At 30.7% G+C, this 19,024-nt stretch carries 18 protein-coding genes; 6 read left to right on the top strand and 12 right to left on the bottom strand.

The window, feature by feature from the left end:
- Window positions 1-1,026, bottom strand: a complete 1,026-nt coding sequence (locus L8U41_RS00460) for a M24 family metallopeptidase (RefSeq protein WP_263727512.1) — start codon at window positions 1,024-1,026, stop codon at window positions 1-3.
- The gene (aroQ, locus tag L8U41_RS00455; protein WP_039625266.1) at window positions 1,023-1,505 is read right to left on the bottom strand and encodes a type II 3-dehydroquinate dehydratase; all 483 of its coding nucleotides are present in this window, start codon (window positions 1,503-1,505) and stop codon (window positions 1,023-1,025) included. The genes L8U41_RS00460 and aroQ overlap by 4 nt, the downstream gene beginning before the upstream one ends.
- An 88-nt stretch (window positions 1,506-1,593) precedes the next feature.
- Between aroQ and L8U41_RS00450 the strand changes: the two genes are divergently transcribed.
- Complete coding sequence (locus L8U41_RS00450) at window positions 1,594-2,817, top strand: metal-dependent hydrolase (protein ID WP_263727511.1); 1,224 nt, start codon at window positions 1,594-1,596, stop codon at window positions 2,815-2,817.
- Window positions 2,805-3,698: a signal peptide peptidase SppA gene (sppA, locus tag L8U41_RS00445; RefSeq protein WP_263727510.1), complete on the top strand. Its 894-nt coding sequence runs from the start codon at window positions 2,805-2,807 to the stop codon at window positions 3,696-3,698. The genes L8U41_RS00450 and sppA overlap by 13 nt, the downstream gene beginning before the upstream one ends.
- On the opposite strand, the gene ribD is transcribed toward sppA, so the two are convergent.
- Window positions 3,695-4,687 (bottom strand): bifunctional diaminohydroxyphosphoribosylaminopyrimidine deaminase/5-amino-6-(5-phosphoribosylamino)uracil reductase RibD, encoded by a 993-nt coding sequence (gene ribD, locus L8U41_RS00440; RefSeq protein WP_263727509.1) that lies wholly within the window; start codon window positions 4,685-4,687, stop codon window positions 3,695-3,697. The genes sppA and ribD overlap by 4 nt on opposite strands.
- Window positions 4,688-4,796: 109 nt before the next feature.
- Here ribD and L8U41_RS00435 point away from each other — a divergent pair, with 109 nt between their 5' ends.
- Window positions 4,797-6,719 carry a motility associated factor glycosyltransferase family protein gene (locus L8U41_RS00435; RefSeq protein WP_263727508.1) on the top strand — a complete coding sequence of 641 codons (1,923 nt, stop codon included), beginning with the start codon at window positions 4,797-4,799 and terminating at the stop codon, window positions 6,717-6,719.
- Window positions 6,720-7,191: 472 nt separating this feature from the next.
- On the opposite strand, the gene rimP is transcribed toward L8U41_RS00435, so the two are convergent.
- From rimP to L8U41_RS00390, 9 genes are all read right to left on the bottom strand, one after another.
- On the bottom strand, window positions 7,192-7,614 hold the full coding sequence (gene rimP, locus L8U41_RS00430) for a ribosome maturation factor RimP (protein WP_263727507.1): 423 nt from the start codon (window positions 7,612-7,614) through the stop codon (window positions 7,192-7,194).
- Window positions 7,604-7,966 carry a 30S ribosome-binding factor RbfA gene (gene rbfA, locus L8U41_RS00425; protein ID WP_263727506.1) on the bottom strand — a complete coding sequence of 121 codons (363 nt, stop codon included), beginning with the start codon at window positions 7,964-7,966 and terminating at the stop codon, window positions 7,604-7,606. Before rbfA ends, rimP begins: the two co-directional genes overlap by 11 nt.
- Window positions 7,963-10,596, bottom strand: a complete 2,634-nt coding sequence (gene infB / locus L8U41_RS00420) for a translation initiation factor IF-2 (protein WP_263727505.1) — start codon at window positions 10,594-10,596, stop codon at window positions 7,963-7,965. Before infB ends, rbfA begins: the two co-directional genes overlap by 4 nt.
- Entirely contained in the window at window positions 10,577-10,843 is a 267-nt protein-coding gene (locus tag L8U41_RS00415; RefSeq protein ID WP_263708291.1) for a hypothetical protein, read from the bottom strand. Before L8U41_RS00415 ends, infB begins: the two co-directional genes overlap by 20 nt.
- A 24-nt stretch (window positions 10,844-10,867) precedes the next feature.
- Entirely contained in the window at window positions 10,868-11,746 is an 879-nt protein-coding gene (gene thrB, locus L8U41_RS00410; protein WP_263727504.1) for a homoserine kinase, read from the bottom strand.
- 8 nt (window positions 11,747-11,754) lie between these two features.
- Window positions 11,755-12,162, bottom strand: coding sequence for a tRNA threonylcarbamoyladenosine biosynthesis protein TsaB (locus L8U41_RS00405; RefSeq protein WP_263724707.1), 408 nt, complete (start codon window positions 12,160-12,162; stop codon window positions 11,755-11,757).
- Window positions 12,163-12,203: 41 nt separating this feature from the next.
- Window positions 12,204-13,088 (bottom strand): UDP-3-O-acyl-N-acetylglucosamine deacetylase, encoded by an 885-nt coding sequence (lpxC, locus tag L8U41_RS00400; protein WP_263727503.1) that lies wholly within the window; start codon window positions 13,086-13,088, stop codon window positions 12,204-12,206.
- A 2-nt stretch (window positions 13,089-13,090) separates the two neighbouring features.
- Entirely contained in the window at window positions 13,091-14,470 is a 1,380-nt protein-coding gene (locus L8U41_RS00395; RefSeq protein WP_263727502.1) for a M23 family metallopeptidase, read from the bottom strand.
- Between the two features lie 73 nt (window positions 14,471-14,543).
- Window positions 14,544-15,371: a prephenate dehydrogenase gene (locus L8U41_RS00390; RefSeq protein ID WP_263727501.1), complete on the bottom strand. Its 828-nt coding sequence runs from the start codon at window positions 15,369-15,371 to the stop codon at window positions 14,544-14,546.
- Window positions 15,372-15,449: 78 nt separating this feature from the next.
- On the opposite strand from L8U41_RS00390, the gene bamA reads away from it, so the two are divergent.
- Genes bamA through L8U41_RS00375 form a run of 3 tightly spaced genes read left to right on the top strand, consistent with a single transcriptional unit; the run spans window position 15,450 to window position 19,017 of the window.
- A complete protein-coding gene (gene bamA, locus L8U41_RS00385; RefSeq protein WP_263727500.1) occupies window positions 15,450-17,666 on the top strand; it encodes an outer membrane protein assembly factor BamA in 2,217 nt (738 codons plus the stop codon).
- Window positions 17,667-17,716: 50 nt separating this feature from the next.
- Window positions 17,717-18,559, top strand: a complete 843-nt coding sequence (gene accD / locus L8U41_RS00380; protein WP_012660961.1) for an acetyl-CoA carboxylase, carboxyltransferase subunit beta — start codon at window positions 17,717-17,719, stop codon at window positions 18,557-18,559.
- A gap of 2 nt (window positions 18,560-18,561) precedes the next feature.
- A complete protein-coding gene (locus tag L8U41_RS00375) occupies window positions 18,562-19,017 on the top strand; it encodes a 23S rRNA (pseudouridine(1915)-N(3))-methyltransferase RlmH (RefSeq protein ID WP_263727499.1) in 456 nt (151 codons plus the stop codon).
- Window positions 19,018-19,024 lie beyond the last annotated feature (7 nt).

Here is a 19,024-nt window from a genome sequence, read left to right as displayed (position 1 = left end):
TTATAACACCACTGCCTTTTCTTTATCAAGATAGACCATATCTTCTATCCTAATGCCTAGTTTATCTTTGATATAAATTCCAGGTTCAATGGTAAATACCATACCTTCTTTTAGTTCATAATCACTTCTTGGACTAATGTTTGGCAACTCATGTATATCAAGCCCCACTCCATGCCCTAAGCTGTGAATAAATTCTTTTTCAAAACCTGCATTTTTAATCACTTCTCTTGCGATAAAATCAAGCTCCCTTGCCATCATACCAACGCGTGCTTTTTCAATAGCTTGAAACTGAGCTTGCTTGACCACTTCATAAATTTGCACAATTTCTTTATCTTTAAAATTTGGCTTATTTTTATCAAATACTATACCACTCTCATCAAAACAAGCCGTTCTTGTACGATCAGAACAATACCTTTGATAAACTACACCCGCATCAACTAATAACAAATCTCCATATTCTAAACATTTATCACTAGGTAAAGCGTGTGCCTTAGCCGCATTTTCGTTAATAGCTACAATAGGTGAAAAAGAAAGTCCTAAAGCGCCTTTTTTTTGAAAAATTTCACATGCTTTAAAATGTAATTCTTTTTCGCTTTTTCCATAACCTTCTTGGCTGATAAATTTAGCAAATTCTTCAAAGCATTCTTTACCAAAATTTACAGCCTTTTGCAAAAGTTGCAATTCCTTGGCATTTTTTATAATGCGTTTGTTTTTACTCAAGTCTAATTTTTCTTCAAAAACGATATTTGCACTTTTACTAAGTTCTTTAAATTCAAAATAACTAAAGTCTTTTGGGTCAAAACTCACCCTATCAATTTCTGCTTTTTCTAAAAGCTCTCTAGCACTAGCAAAAAGATCTTGTGCTAAAACCACCTTAGTATTTTTTATCATTTCACTAGCTTCAAAGCTATATCTTGCATCAGTGATAAAAAAAGCTTGATCTTCAAGTTTTAAAAACAAAGCATTATCGCAAGAATAGCCACACTCATAAAAAAGTGCATTTTCGTTTTTTAAGATAAAATTCATTGATTTGCTTGTTGTGCTTTTGCTTGAGCTGCTTTATATGCATTGATTTGATCAAAAATTTGGAAAAGTCCCATTAAAGCCATATGATAACCAAAAGGACCAAAACCTACCACACTACCTGCACAAACTGGCGCTATCATGCTTTTTTGTCTGAATTCTTCTCTTCTATAAGTATTGCTAATATGCACTTCAATCACAGGCATATTAATCGCTGCAATCGCATCGCGGATTGCTATAGAAGTGTGTGCATAAGCAGCTGCATTAATAATCACTCCATCTACACTGCCTAAGCATTCTTGAATTTTATCAACTAACTCACCTTCAAAATTACTTTGAAAAAACTCAATCTCTACATTAGCTTGTTTTGCAGCTTGCTTCATTTGCTCATGGATATCTTCCATTTTCATATTGCCATAAATATGAGTTTCTCTCACACCAAGCATATTGATGTTTGGTCCTTGTATCACCATAACTTTCATAATCTAACCTTTATTTAGTAAAATTTACTATATTATAGCATTTTAAAGCTAAATTTTAGCTACAATTTCCCTTTTTAAAGGAGGTAAAATGTTTATAATAGCACCTAAAATCATCTTAACTTGCGATGATGATTTTAATATTTTAGAAAACAAAGCAGTTCTTTTTGATGATAATATTTTAGAAATTGATAGCTTAGAAAATTTACAAAAATCCTACCCACAAGCCAAGCTTATACCAACTCCAAAAGATACCTTACTTTTGCCTGCTTTTATCAATCCACACACGCATTTGGAATTTAGTGCAAATAATGGAAATTTAGTCTTTGGAGATTTTTTAAAATGGCTTGATAGTGTTTTTAATAACCGCGAGCAATTAAACGAAAAAGCCAAAGAAAAATTAATCTCACAAAATATCCATAAAATGCTAAAAAGTGGCACTGCTACCATAGGAGAAATTTCAAGCTTTGGGAGTGATTTAAACCCTTGTATCAATTCACAAGCTAGAGTGGTATTTTTCAATGAAATTTTAGGTTCAAATGCAAATTTTATCCAAGCTAAAAAAGAAGAATTTTTAACTCGCTATGAAAAAAGTATGAGTTTTAAAAGTTCTAAATTTATCCCTGCTATTTCAGTACATGCGCCCTACTCAACCCACCCAGAACTTGCCAAATTTGCTATAAAACTTGCTAGAGAAAACGATCATTTACTAAGCACACATTTTCTTGAAAGTAATCATGAAAACAACTGGCTAAGGTTTAAAAAAGGTGGTTTTAAAAAGAGCTTGACTAAATTTAGCAAAAATCCTATGCCATTTTACACCCCACAAAGCTTTTTAGAGCTTTTTAAAGGCCAAAGGACTTTATTTACACATTGTGTGTATTTTAAAGAATGGGATTTGCTAGATAAAAATTTACACTCGATCACGCATTGTGCTTTTTCAAACAGACTTTTGAGTAAAAAAACTTTTAAATTAAAATCTGCTTTAAAAAATGGTATTAATATCCATCTAGGAACTGATGGTTTGAGTTCAAATGCTTCTTTAAGTATGCTTGATGAAATGAGAGCAAATTTACTTATACATGATGATTTAGAGTTAGAAAATTTTGCTAAAATATTGCTTTTAATGGCAACAAATAAAGCTGCAAAAGCTTTAAATTTAAACCTAGGCCAAATTCAAAAAGGCAAAATAGCAGATTTTAGTCTTTTTGCTTTACCAAATAGTGTAAATTTAAAACAACTTCCTTTGCAATTTATCTTACAAAGCAAAGAAGTGTTAAAACTTTTTATAGAAGGAAAAGAATGCAAATTATAAAATCATTTTTTAAAGGAATTGGAAAAACCATTTCTTATATCAACACTTATTTTAAAACCTTTGTGTTTTTATTTATCGTGTTTTTGATCCTTACTCCAAGCGGGGATAATACTAAACTTTCTAATGCAAACTTAGCACAAATTAATCTTAAAGGTGAAATTAGCGATGCGAGCAATCTTTTAGAACAAATTTACAAAGTCAAAGATGATAAAGCTATAAAAGGGGTTTTGCTTTTTATAGATAGCCCTGGTGGAGCTTTTGCACCAAGCATGGAAATAGCTTTAGCTATACAAGATCTTAAAGCTAAAAAACCTGTGGTAGTCTATGCAGGTGGAACTATAGCAAGTGGGAGTTACTTAAGCGCGGTAGGAGCTGATATGATCATCGCTAATCCTGCTAGCTTTGTAGGATCTATTGGGGTAATCATGCAAGGCTTTGAAGTAAGTGAGCTTGCACAAAAACTTGGTATAAATGAGCAAACTATCAAAGCAGGAAGCTATAAAGAAGCGGGAACTTTCATGCGCAAATGGAGCGAAGATGAAAAAGACTTTTTGCAAAATTTAGCCAATCAAAGCTATGAGCTTTTCACACAATTTGTCGCTAAAAATCGCAAGCTAGATTTAAATCAAACAAGCTCATGGGCTGATGCGAAAGTATTTTTAGCTAATGAGGCTTTAAAATTAAAACTCATTGATAAAATAGGCAATTACGAGCAAGCCAAAAAAGAAGTAGAAAAACTAGCCAAAGTACAAAACCCTATCTGGCAAAAAGAAGATGCCATAGATAAGTTTTTAAAACGATTAGAAGAGCAAAGCGCTAGCTTTTTTGCTAACACTTTAGTGCAATTTTTCACACAAATAAGCTCACAAAAAATCTACTAAGATTTAATAATCTCATAAAATCCATAAGTATCATTTTCTAAAAAGCCTTTATATAAAGGCTTTAGCTTTAAATCTAACTTAACATTTTCAAGAGTATTTAAATTCGAGCTTGAAAAAATCAAAAGCATATCTAACTCATCTTTAAAAGCTTTTAAAAAATTCTCCCCACCCTCATACATGATAAACTTTGCTTTGCTAGGAATGCTTGTAAAAATTTCTCTTTCAGCTACACTAAATAAAGGAATGTTTGGATCAAAACTTTCTAAATTTTGACGGCTTAATATGCATAAATTTGGTGCTTTAGCTTGAGCTAGCCTTGCATCTAAAATAGGCCTATCATGTCTTATAGTTTCTCCACCTACTACAAGTAAATCAAGCTTTGAGCGTAATGTGTGAGCATAGGTTCTACTTGCTTTAGAACTTACGATTTTACCATAAGCAGAGCCGTTTAAAGAAAGAGCTAGTTTAAAAAATTTAAAGCTTGATTTTTGCCATTTTAAAAAAGGTTTTAAAAGCTCTTTGGCTCTTTGCTCGCAAATTCCCATGTGAACTTTTATGCCTTGATCTTTTAAAAACTCTGCTCCACCACTTGCGAGCTTATGCTCATCCTTAGTAGCAATAAAAACTTCACTAAAACCAAGCGCGCTAAAAAGCTTTGCACAAGGCGGGGTTTTACCCTGGTGATTGCAAGGTTCTAAACTCACATAAGCACTAGCACCTTTTAATAACCCTTGATGATTTTGACAAATAAACTCATGCAAATCATTTGCATTTTGTGGTAAATCTAAATTTGGATTAAGTGCTTTTAAGGCTTTGCTTACTGCTTCAAGTTCTGCATGAGCCTTACCTGCTTCTTTATGCGCTTCTATGCTTAAAATTTTGCCATTTTTATCTAAGATCACACAACCTACGGCTGGATTGGGGTAGGTTAAAAGCTGATATTTCCAAGCTTCATCTATGGCTAAATTCATATAAAATTCGTGATTCATACTACCTTCTATCGTTTTACTTTTAAAAATATAGCAAAATATATTAATTACTTATCAATAATTTAAAATTTAAGTATAATAAAATCATGAACATTTTAAAGGATAAAAAATGAATTTATTTTTATTTAATAAAAATCTAGAAGCCTTAAACAATAAAATATTAAAAGAAAAATTAGAAAATTTTAAACCTCAAAAATTCCAAATTCTACAAGGAAAAGATTCTCTAGATATTAATTTTATACACCATGGGAAAGAGTATACGCTATATAGTAATACTCTTAGTGAATTAAATGAAAAACTAAACTTATATAATGATAAATATCTTTTATATCCTGTGCTTTATTTTTATGGTTTTGGAAATGGAATTTTATATAAAGCCCTTTTACAAAACAAATATAGACAAAAAATAGTTATTTTTGAAAAAGAAATAGAATTTATTTATTTAAGTTTTCAATGTATAGATTTTAGTGAAGAATTAAAAGATCGCCGATTAGTTATTTTAGATATAGAATCAATTGATATTAACACATATAACAACATCTGTTCAAATAGTCCTTTTTTCAACTTTTTACGTGTTTATTTTTTAGATATTCATTGTGATTATTATGAAAGATACCAAGAAGATATTATAAAAACGAATCAAAATATGCAAATACATATAAAACAAGCTATATTAGCAAAAGGAACCGACTCTCAAGATGCTCTCAAGGGTATAGAAAATTTTATTTACAACCTTCCGGATATTATTTCAAATTTTTCATTCAAAGAATTAATGCTTAAAAGAAAAGGTGGTTCCAAACACGCTATTGTAGTTTCAACAGGCCCTTCTTTAATTAAACAACTTCCTTTACTTAAAAAATATGCAGACAAAGCAACTATTTTTTGTGCTGATAGTGCTTATCCTATACTAGCAAAACATGACATAAAACCTGATTATGTTTTATCTGTAGAAAGAATTAAAGAAACTAGTGAATTTTTTAATAATGATTTTGGAGAATTTGATCAAGATATAATTTTTATTTTATCAAGTGTCACACATCTTAACACGGTCAAATATTTAAAACAAAATCATCGTAAATTTATATTTATCCAAAGAATGCTACCTTTGGATAAATATTTTCACTTAAAGCAATTTGAATACTCAACGGGATGCCCAAGTGTTGCAAATATGGCTTATTTTTTAGCACTAAAACTAGAATATAAAAATATCTTTTTAGTAGGACAGGATCTAGCTTATGGCAGTGATGGATCTTCACATCCAGAAGAATATCACTACGGAAAATATGATACCTATAATCCTCAAGAAATCCATTACAACTTAAAAATATTAGCTTATGGTGGCAAAAACCTTATTCCAACAACAAATACATGGATTATGTTTAAAACCGAATTGGAGAAAAAAATATTATATGCAAAAAATTTTCTTAATATAACGACATATAACTGCACCGAAGGTGGAGCTAGAATAGAGGAAACTATAGAAAAACCTTTTAAAGAAGTTTGTCAAAAAATTCTTGAAAAAGAACCAAAAAAATATTTTACCAAACTTGAAAAATCTAACCTTAATAAACAAATAGAACTTATGTTAAAGTCGTTTTACAAAGTTCATAAAGCTATAAAAATATGCAATATTTTAGAAAAAGAATGCACTCTCACTTTTAATACTTTGTATTTTTTAAGCAATGATGAGAAAAATTTTAATAATATTATAAACCAATTAGATATCTTCAAAGAAAAAATGCACAAAGTATTAATATTACATTCTATTGCAGATTCTTTAAATGCTCAATTTGAACTCAATCTTGCTAGAATTTATATATTTAATCCAAAAACAAAAGAAGAGGCTTTCAATAAAAACCATCTTTGGATTAAAGAACACTTAGAATGGATACTCACAATAAATAGCCATATAAAAGTATTAAAAAATACTTTGAAAAAAAATATTATAAATATAGAAAATGAATTAAAAAATATGCATCTTCAAAAGTATATTTTAAAAATAGAAAAAACTAGATTACACTATCAATTTTAATAAAAAAATAAAAATGCAAAAACTGCACTTTTATTTTCTCTAATTTTTGTTCTTACTCACTAAGAAATAAATACTTGCCAGTCTTAAATTTTTTGTAGAAAAAACAAAGACATTATTTTGCTTTAGGAAAGGATAAAATTCACACACTAAGAAAACAAATTCAATAATCAAAGCATCTTAAAAATTTTAAAACTAAGACATATATCTCATAATTTAAAAAATCAAATTTACTAAATATTTGTAAGGCTTTAATATATTAATTGTACTTTTTACTTTTTTCCAAAAATATCCTAAAAATTTTCATTTGAATTTTCTATTTGTGCTTGTATTTTATTTTCATTTAAAAAGTGAAATTCAACAATATTCATACTATTTCCCTTTAATCTGCAAATATAAAATTTTTATAGCTTTTTGTTTTTATGTTTAAATTCAATTATACAAAAGATGAGTAAAAATTTAGATTTCTAAATTTTTACCATTGTATGAAGGTTTTAGCTTTTCTTATATCGCTAAATTTTATAGTAGTTTTTTCTTGAGTTTCTAAATTTTCTAAAGTGATATTTTCATCATCTACGGCGATGATTTTTGCTTCGATTTTTTCTTTTTCACTAGTTGTGATTTTTACAAGTTCATTAATGCTTTTTGCAAAATGCTCAATTTTGCTAAGTTTTCTCTCAAGCCCACAGCTTGATACTTCTAAAAAATACTCCCCGCCCACAGGTGGCTCTACATCAAAAATAGGCGATAAAATCTCACTAAGCTTAGCACAATCATCAAGATTTACCCCACCTTCTTTTTGTACATAAATTCTATAAATCTTTCTACCATTTTCACTTGTTAGCTCATCATCATAAAAGCTAAGTCCTGCTTCTTTACAAAGTGCTTCAAGATTCATTTTGTTCCTTTTTGATTTTTTCAAATAAAGCATCCATATGGTTTTGATACTCTAATCTATCATCAAATTTAAAGTGAAAATTCGGACACCTATACCACCCTTGCTCGCTCATGCAGTAATTTTGCAAAGCACGGGCAGCTTTTTTAAGTTGATTAAGTATGATTTCTTGGTCTTGAGTGTTAAAAAACATTTTATCTAAATACACAAAAGCATCATATCTGCCTTTTTTACACTCCACATCCACTACGCACAAATTTTTTAAAGCTTCGTTGTCTAAATTTGCTAAAGCTTCTGGTATAAGTTCTTTTAAAATGCTTTCTGTGCGTAGCTTTTTGATTTCAGCTGGGTTCATAGGCTTACTTGTTCCTCAACTTCTTTGTAACTTTCTATATAATCTCCCACTCTCATATCATTACAACCTTCTATGCCTACACCGCATTCATAGCCTTTTGCAACTTCTCTTACATCATCTTTAAAGCGTTTAAGTGAGCTTACATTACCTTCAAATACCACAACCCCATCTCTAATGAGCCTGATTTTCGTGCCACGATTGATCGTGCCTTCTGTTACCATACAACCTGCGATTTGTCCTAGTTTTGGTACATTGATCACTTGGCGAATTTCAGCTTGACCAAGTTGTTCTTCAGAGATGATAGGACTCATCATACCACCTAGCAAGGCTTTTACATCATCAAGCAAGTTATAAATAACATTATAAGTTTTTATCTCCACGCCCTTATCTTTAGCACGTTCTTTGATCTCACCAGTTGGGCGTATATTAAAACCTAAAACGATAGAGTTTTCACTAGCACTTGCAAGCTCTATATCACTTTGAGTAATCCCACCTACCCCACTATGGATGATATTAACCTTAATCTCATCGTTTTTAAGTTTTTCTAAACTAGCCTTAATCGCTTCAAGTGAACCTTGCACATCTGCTTTTAAGATCACAGGAAGGGCTTTTAAATTACCTTCTTTGATTTTTGCACCAAGTTCATCTATGCTTACTTTAGTGGATTTGCTTAGTTCTTTTTGGCGGTTGTATTCATGGCGTTTATTAGCATATTCTCTTGCTTGCTTATCACTATCTACAGCTATTAGAGTTTCTCCTGCATCGGCTACTTCACTAAGACCTATGATCACCCCGCACTCACCTGGGCCTATTTCTTTTAAAGCTTTGCCTTGATCATCACTCATAGCACGCACTTTACCATAAGCTTCCCCTGCTACGACTGTATTTCCCACTCTTAAAGTACCATTTTGCACGATGATAGTAGCCACAGGACCTCTACCTTTTTGCACTGAAGATTCTATAATACTTGCTTTAGCATGGGCTTTTGGATTTGCTTTAAGCTCTAAAATATCAGCTTGTAACAATACAATTTCAAGTAAATCCTCTATACCATCACCCTTTTTAGCTGAAACTGGCACAAACTCATGGCTTCCACCCCATTCTACTGGCATGATGTCCATTTCTGCTAGCTGGGTTTTTACCATGTCAGGATTTGCATTTTCTTTATCCATTTTATTAATAGCGATGATAATAGGTACATTAGCTGCTTTTGCATGATTAATCGCTTCTTTAGTTTGAGGTTTTACCCCATCATCTGCAGCTACTACGATAATAACAATATCCGTTATACTAGCTCCCCTTGCACGCATAGCAGTAAATGCCTCATGGCCTGGAGTATCAATAAAAGTGATTTTTCTACCATTTTTTTCCACCATGTAAGCACCAACATGCTGAGTAATCCCCCCTGCTTCGCCACTTGCAATGCGTGATTTTCTTATATAATCAAGCAAAGAAGTTTTACCATGATCCACATGCCCCATGATAGTGATAACCGGAGCTCTTTGGCTTAAATTTTCTTCTGTTTGATTTTCATCATAATCTTTTACATAATCAAACTCATCAGCTTCATCAATGATATTAATCTCCACGCCAAATTCAGCTGCAAGAATTTCTATAGCATCCTCATCTAAAAAGTCATTTTTAGTCGTCATCATACCAAGCATGAAAAGTTTAGAGATAACTTCTCCGGTGTTTTTACCAAGTTTTTCAGCAAATTCATACACACGAATTTCTTTAGGTATACTTACACTTGTAATCGCTTCGCTTTCTTTTTTTTCTACCTTTTTAGGTGGTTTTTTACGACTTCTTCTTTGTATACCACCCTCACCAAATGGGTTGATAGAATTATTTAAAGATTGCTTTAAGATATTTGGTTGTTTTTTGTTTGCTGGTTGTGCTGGTTTGTTTTCTTTTACACTAAAATCAGGTAAAACCACCATATCATCATCTTCTAAAGAAATATCAGCAAAATCTTTATCTCCCAAAAGATCCATTTTAGTAGTGCTTTCTTTTTTGCTTGCTACAGGATGATTTTTCTTTTCTTTTTTCTTTCTTTTTAAATTCTCATCTGAATTTGAAAAAATCATACTAAGGCTTAAACCTTGAGTAGTTTGTGTACTAGCTTTTTCTTCTTTGTTTGTTTGAGTTTCTTTACTTTCTTCTTTTTTCTTTTTAACGATGACCAAGCCTCTTCTTTTGGCTAAATTTAAATTAGAACCTAGCTTTTCATCGAGTTTAATTTCTTCTTTTTTCTCTTCTAATACTTCATTTTTTATAGGATTTTCAGGTTGTTTTTCTTCTTTTTTTATTTCATCTTTTTTTTCACTTACTGCTTTAGTAAGGCTTTTACTTTCTTTTTTAGTAGTAGTTTTTTTCTCTTCTTTTTTACTTTCTTCTTTTTTAGTAGTTTTTTTTGCTGTACTTTCTTTTTTAGGTTTGGCTACTTTTTTTACCACATCTAGTATTTCACCGGATTGAACGTATTGATAAATCGCTTCTGCAATTTCAGAAGATACTTTTTTGTTAGGGGATTTGATATCTTCTAAGCCCATTTCATTGGCTTTTTCTATAATTTCTTTACTTGTATATCCTAACTCTTGAGCGATCTCGCTAATCTTTACATCTGCCATTAAAAAATATCTCCTTTAAATCCTGCTGATTTATATTACCATGAAAATTGCCTTTGCAAGCTCTCATAAAAGCCCTTTGCAATGTTTTTTCATCTTTATCAAAACATGAATTACAAATATACAAACTCCTACCAAATTCCACTTTAGTGATAATTTGAGAATTTTTTATTTGAAATTGTTGCAAACCTTGCTTTTCATAACGGCCTTTGCAAACAATGCACATTCTAATGGGTATATGATTTTTCAAAATTATATCTTTTTTTTGGAATTTTTAGCAAATTTTAAAGCCCTCATCATCAAATTCTAAAAGTTCAACTCTAAATTTAGCAAATTTATTTTTGATTTTTTCTTTGATTTTTTTGGCATCATCTTTATAAGCTAGAGTGAAAAAACTTGAGCCTGAGCCTGAAAGCGTGCTCATGAGAGCATTATTATCTAAAGCTAGTTTTTGCACCTCAAAAAGTTCTGGCAAAAGCTTCATTCTTTGATTTTGATGAAGTTTATCCAAACTTGCATATTTTAATAAATCATATTTTTTCTCTAAAAAGCAAGCGGTTAAAAATGAAGCATGGCAAAGATTAAAAACACCATCTTCTAGGTTGATTTTTTTGGCTAAAACTGCTCTTGATTTTTGAGTATTCATCGCTACATTTGGTATGGTTATAATAGCTTGTAAATCTTTATCTACTTCTTTTTTTATAGCTAAAACTTTTTCATTATGAGTTAATGCACACACAAAACCCCCAAGTGTTGCTGGAGCTATGTTATCTGGATGGTTTTCATATTTTAAAGCTTCATTTAAAATGGTATTTTTATCCGCCTTAAACCCACTCAATTCATAAGCACAAGCAATGGCTCCAACTATCACAGCAGAAGAACTTCCCATGCCTCTAGCTAAAGGGATATTATTTTGGAAAACAAAGCGGAAATTATCTTTTTTACCACTAAGTCTTTGATAAATTTCATAAAAAATATTGACAAAACTATTGTTTTTTTTAAGATAGATATTATTTTCACCTTCTCCGTGTATGCTAATGCTAAAAAATTTAGATTTTTCAACTATGGTTTGATTAAAATATTTTAAACTCAAACCCAAACAATCAAAACCAGGACCTAAATTTGCACTTGTAGCAGGAACTAAAATCTTCATTTTTTACCTTAATTAATCGCATCTAAAACATAAAAAGGTGTATTTTCTTTACTGAAATTTAAACCTTTTAAACTTTGGGGCATAAAAAAACTTCCCGCTTGTGTCTTTTCTAAAACAATCTCATCATCATCTTTTTTTACAAAACATAAATGCTTGTTAGCGGCTATAGGAGCGTTATTATTTAGCTCAAAAGCACTAATAGCTTTTAAAGGTATATTTTTAACTATGGCTAGGGTTTTAAAAGAAACATAAGAAATTTTTATACCCATGTAAGAGCCTGGTCCATGCACATAAATAAGCTTTTTAAACTCATATTGTGAAAGTAAATCTTGCAATATTTTTGGCAAAACTTCACTAACTTTTAAATCATTCTCAATGGTTTTTATCAATACATCATTTTCATAAATACCAAGCATTAAAGGTTTTGCTATGGCATTTAAAAGTAAAGTAACCTTTTTTATGCAAAAACCTTTTCATAAACTTTATATGCACTTTTTTCTAAACTTACCACTTCATAAGCACTAGGATCTTTTAAAAGTTCTTTGGTTAAAAGATGATTAAGTTTGTGCGAACCTGCATAAGAAGTATAGTCTCCAAAAACTCTACATCCAAGCAAGGTTAAATCACCTATGGCATCTAAAATTTTATGACGCACAAATTCGTCTTTAAAACGCAAACCTTCAGGGTTTAAAATACGATTATCATCAATCACAACAGCATTTTCTAGGCTTCCACCAAGACCTAAATTCATAGCTCTTAAAGCTTGAACATCTTTTAAAAATCCAAAAGTTCTTGCTCTTGCTATTTGCTCTATGTAGTTTTGTTTGCTAAATTCAAAAAAATAATTTTGTTTGCCTATAATAGGATTATCAAATTCGATCGTATAGTTTATAATAGGCATATCCGTAGGACTTAAACGCACAAATTTATTGCCTTCTTTTACTTCTACACTTTTTTTAATCACTAAAATTTTTTTTGCCGCATCAAGCTCTTTTATACCTGCTTCTTCAAGCATCATACAAAAACCTATACTGCTACCATCCATTACAGGAGCTTCGTTTGCGTCTAAAACTATACGCACATTATCAATACCATAAGCATTAATCGCACTCATTAAATGTTCTATAGTAGATACATAACCTCTATGATCGCCTATCACAGTAGCCATTTGCGTATCGATGACATTTTCAGGCTTTGCCTCATAAGAAATTCCCAGATCGCTTCTATAAAATACTATACCACTGCCAGCTTCTAATGGCTCTAATTTTATACTAATAGGCTCACCCTTGTGCAAACCTATACCAACACCTTTAACTTCTTTTGCTATTGTTGTTTGATTCATTTTTATTCACTCAAAATTCTTTTTTTGCTTGATTCTAATACATTATAGATATTTTCTTTTATCCATTTTGCATCTTGCCATTGCTCAGGACGCACTTCAACTCCTTGTACTAAAACACCAAAATGCACATGATCTCCAAGTGCTAAACCTGTAGTGCCTGTAGTACCTATAACATCACCTGCTCTAACTCTATCACCCACATTTACATCCACATTAGTGCAGTGTCCATAAAGAGTATAAATACCAAAGCCATGATAGATGATAATATTTAATCCATAAATTCCATTTTCTTGTACAAATACCACTTCACCATCGTTATTACTAATAATAGGTGCTTCTTTTATGCTTGCTAAATCAAGCCCCATATGATAAGAGCTACTAAATGCTTGATTATTATAAGAATAAAATCTATGATCAGCATAATCAGCTACTTTTTGGCCATTTTTTAAAGGCTTGAAAAGATTAACTTTAAAATTATTAATCATAGTATCAGGAACTTTGCTTGTAATATCATGAATGATAACTTCATTAGAAGCTCTTAAATCTTCATTAACAAATTTAAATTTTTCAAGCCTGCTTAATTCTCTATCTTTTGGAGCATATTTTTGTGCTAAAAATTCAATCTTACCATCTAAAAATCTATCACTTACTTTTATATTTGATACACGGTATTTTTTATTGGTAAAATAATATCTAATTCTTTGCTTGTTTACGTTACCTGCTTTATCTACTGCCACTACATAAGCTCTAAAGTGCTCATCAGTCGCCTCCCAAGGAATCAAAGCAGCATAATATCCTTCTTTCACATAAGGAGTTGCTTTAAAAATTTTGTCTTTATTGGTTGTAATATAAACTTCTTGTAAATTCTCATCACTTGCTTTAAATACCACACTACCTACTCCACCTTGCTCGATTTGGTAAGAATTATCTAAAATTTCTACAAACGGTTTTTTGGTATCAATGATAACTTTTACTTCTTTAAGCGCTTGATTTCCTAAAAAGAAATTCCAAAAACTACTATCACTTGCTTCTATTACAAGTTTATATGAATCGACTTTTTCTTTATAAGCTGGTTTTGGTAATTTTAAATCAAAATGAATGCTTTTTTTATTGCCTTTAACATGTTCATTAACAAGTATTTCACCATTTAACTCATTTGCCTTAAATAGTGTGACTTTAACATCTTTTAAAGCACTTTCATCGCTTATTTCTATAGATACAGGATCTGTTAGATTACTATAAATTACATCTGATTTTGTTTGAATCAACGGAGGATTTTTTTCAAACAACTTTGTATTTAAAACAAACACCACAAAGGCTAAAAGTATTAAAAAAACTACAAAAATCCATTTTTTATTTGATCTTTTACGCGCAAAAACCATATTTTCACTTTCAATCTATATTTTTTAAAAATATATTATTCTTTAGCAAATTAAGAGTAAATTATAAAAAATTTTATAGAATTTCTCTTAATTTATTTGCACTTTTAATCCAAGTCTCAAGCTCATTTATATCACATTTTTCTATCATTTTTTTACATTCTTGTAATTCTTTTTGAAATAAATCAATAGAATTTAATAAATTTTGTTTGTTTTGTTCAAAAATACCACTCCACATTTGAGGGTTTGACTTAGCAATCCTGCACATATCTTTAAAAGAAGGGCCTCCTAGGTGAGCTATATTTTTTTTATTTTCTTCTTTCATCACAAAATTTGCCAAAGAAAAACTAATCACATGCGGTAAGTGTGAAATGATAGAAGCATGATGATCATGCGCGATACTATCCATAAATACAAGCTTCATTCCTAAATCTGAAAAAATTTCTATAGCTCTTTTTTGATGAATATGATCAGCATTTTGCACATCACACAAAACACAAACTGCATTTTTATATAAGTCTTTTATAGCTGCATTTGGACCACTATTTTCAGTTCCTGCCATAGGATGAGCTGCGATAAATTGACTTTTCAAATAAGAAGGTAAATTTTTAATAATTTCTTCTTTTGTGCTTCCAAGCTCGATGATAGTATAATCTTTAGAAATACCTTGAAATTCTTTTAAGATTTTTACAATAGCTCTTACAGGAATAGCTAAAAAAATCACATCACATTTTTTCAACTCTTCAAAAGAAACAATTTTATCTATTAACTTTCTATCTAGCGCAATTTGCTCAAATTCTTTGTTTATATCATATCCGCAAACTAAATCTATTAATTTATTCTCTCTTAAGCTAAGACCCAAAGATCCACCTATTAAGCCAAGTCCGATTATACCTACTTTCATAAATTTTCCTTAAAAAGCATTAGTTAAAAATATTTTGGTATTATAACGATTTTGTATATAAAAATTTAGGTAGATTTGATGAAAAAATGGTTTGTTTTCTTTGCACTCTCAAGTTCTTTATGTGCAGCTACGATTAAAGATATAAAATTTGAAGGCTTATCGCAACTTTCTAAAGAAAGTGCTATTGCGATTTCTAAATTAAAAATAGGACAAAAAATTGATCCTGCTAGTATAGATACAGCGATTAAAAATCTTTTTGATAGAAATTATTTTAAAGATATAGTAGTAGAAGAAAAAAATGGGGTGCTAATTTTTAAAGTAGTAGAAAAACCTTCCATTGGAAAAATAGATATTCAAGGTATAGCAAGTAACGATAGAAAACAAATAGAAAGCCTTGTTGGCTTAAAACCTGGAATTTTATATGATGAAAATTCAGCCAAAGAAGCTGCTGAAAAAATCAAACTTTTTTATCAAGCCAAAGGTTTTTATGATACTGTTGTAGAAATCAAAGATGAAAAATTAAGTAATTCAAGCTCATTGAAACTTACTTTTGTTGTAAATCGTGGAGAAAATATCATCATAGAAAAAGTGCATTTAAGCGGTGCAAAAAATTTAAGCTACTCAGATATTGAACCTGCGGTAGCAAATAAACAAAGAGAAGCCCTAGGCTGGATGTGGGGCTTTAATGATGGTAAGCTTAAAATCTTTGATTTGGCAAATGATAGCTCAAGAATTTCAGATGTATATTTAAAAGAAGGTTATCTTGATGTGAGCGTATCTCCTGCTTTTTTAAATACTTACACAGATACTTATCAAGCTGATTTGACTTATTTTATCAACGAGGGTGAGGTTTATAAAGTTAAAGGGATTAAAATTTTTAATCCAATTTTTAGTGATGAAGAAAATGAAGCTTTGGCAAATGATTTAAAATTGAGTGTTGGAAAAATAGTTAATATAGAAAAACTAAGAGAAGATATAAAGACTATAGAAACTAAAACAGCAGATTTAGGCTATGCTTTTGTACAAGTTATACCTGATATACAAAAAGATAAAGAAAATCATGAAGCTATGATTATTTTTAAAGTCATACCCAATGAAAAAGTATATGTTAGAAATGTTGAAATTTCAGGCAATACCAAAACAGTTGATAGAGTTATTCGTAGAGAGCTTTACCTAACCGAAGGTAATCTTTACAATAGAACTGATTTAATAGACTCAAGAAATGCCTTAAGAAGAACTGCGTATTTTGAAAATGTAGATATTAAAGAACAAAGAGTAGATGATACGCATATTGATTTGATAGTAGAAGTCAAGGAAGCTTCAACTGGAGCCATTTCAGGTGGTATTGGCTATGGAACTAGTGATGGAATTTTACTTAGCGCTTCATTATCTGATGCAAATATCTTAGGCTCTGGTATGAAAGGAAGTGTGAGTATAGACAAAGGCGATGATACACTTTCTGGTAGAGTATCTTTAAGAAATCCTAGAGTAAATGATAGTGATTATTCTCTTGGAGGATCATTATATTCAGATCGTTTAGAATGGGATAGCTATGATGAGAGAAACTATGGTTTTGACATAAGCGTTGGTAAAACTTTAGGAAGATATACAAGCATAGATTTAACTTATAATCTTGAACAAAGTGATATTTATCATTTAAGTGATCGCTTAATCGCTCAAGGATATAAACTTGGTAAAACTTATAAAAGTTCTATCACTCCTTCGATAGTGTTTAACAATACAGATGATTATTATTTACCAAGATCAGGTTTTATCGCCTCAACTTCGCTTGAATATGCAGGCTTAGGTGGGGATCAAGAATTCATAAGTTCTACTACTAAATTTAATTATTATCAAGGCTTGGAAGAGTTTATAGGTTGGGATTTGATTTATCGTTATAAAGCGAGTTTTTATAAAGTATGGGATCAAGGCTATTTACCTATCAATGAAAAATTATATCTTGGTGGTATAGGAACTATTAGAGGTTTTGATAGAAGAAGTGTGAGTCCTAAAAATGAATGGGGTGATGAAACAGGTGGTACAGTGGCTTTTGCAAATTCTGTAGAACTTAGCTTTCCAATCTTTGATAGAATCAAACTTAGAGGTAGTGTATTTTTTGATTATGGCGCTATCGGAGAGAGTTCTTTAAGTCAAATTCAAAGATGGAGCACAGGTGTTGGCTTTGAGTGGTTAACCCCACTAGGTGCTTTAAATTTAGTTTTTGCTAAACCATTTAATACTAGCTCAAAAGACGATTTGAGCAAATTTGAGTTTATGTTGGGTGCAAGATTTTAAAAGCAATAAAATCTTGCTATAATTTTGAAATTTTATTTTAGGTAGAGATAATGAATTTTTTAGATATTTTTTCTAGTATAAGACGCAAGCAAGCCGCTCCAAGCGAAGCTCCAAATCACTGGGTAAAATGTAATTCTTGTCATGCGTTAATGTATTATAAAGAAATAGAAACTTGTTATAATGTTTGTCCTAAATGTAATTTTCATATGAGATTAAACCCTCTAAAACGCATTGAATTACTTAGCGATGAAGGCTCTTTTGTGGAAATGGATAAAGACTTACATGCAATCGATCCACTTAAATTTGTAGATAGCAAATCGTATAAAAAAAGATTAGCAGAAAATGAAGAAAAAACAGGTAGAAAAAGTGCCATAATAAGCGGGGAATGCACCATAGATGGGATAAAAACTCAATTAGTTGTTTTTGATTTTTCTTTCATGGGTGGAAGCTTAGGATCAGTAGAAGGTGAAAAAATTCTTAGAGCTATTGAAAGAGCTATTGAGAAAAAAACCCCTGTTGTTATAGTGAGTGCAAGCGGTGGAGCTAGAATGCAAGAAAGCACTTATTCTTTAATGCAAATGAGCAAAACAAGTGCAGCGTTAAAACTATTAGCAGAAGAAAAACTTCCTTATATTTCAGTCTTAACTGATCCAACTATGGGTGGTGTAAGCGCATCTTTTGCTTGGCTTGGAGATATCATCATGGCTGAACCTGGTGCTTTAGTAGGCTTTGCAGGAGCTAGGGTAATTAAACAAACCATAGGAGCTGATTTACCAGAAGGCTTTCAAAAGGCTGAATTTTTACTTGAACATGGGTTGATTGATGCGATTGTAGAAAGAAGTGAACATAAAAAATTTATAGCAGACTTTTTAAGATTTTTTTCTAAAAACTAAAAATGCAAATTAATCTTTTGAGCATTCAAAAAAATAATAATGATGAATTTAGCAAGATAGATGAGTATTATACTAAGCTTATTAAGAAATTTTGTAGTTTTAATGATATATGTGTTTTTAATAACAAAATTAATCAAGCACAAAACACTAACGCCATAGAAGCAAAAAAATCTTATACAAATGCACTAAGTCCTTATAAAAAAGGTTTTTGTATAGCATTAGACGAAAAGGGCAAAGAATTTACAAGTGTAGAATTTGCAAAATTATTGCAAGATAAAAATGAAATTACATTTTTTATAGGCGGTGCTTATGGATTTGAGCAAGAATTTATCGCACATATGCATACAAGTATAGCTCTTAGCAAAATGACCTTGGTACATAAATTTGCTAAAACTATGCTTTTAGAGCAAATTTATCGTGCATTTTGCATTAATACAAATCACCCATATCACAAATAGGAGCGTT

The sequence above is a fragment of the Campylobacter sp. RKI_CA19_01116 genome (genome assembly GCF_025771405.1).
Classification (GTDB): domain Bacteria; phylum Campylobacterota; class Campylobacteria; order Campylobacterales; family Campylobacteraceae; genus Campylobacter_D.
Note: the sequence above shows the minus strand (reverse complement) of the source record. Positions and strands in the feature narration are given on the sequence as shown.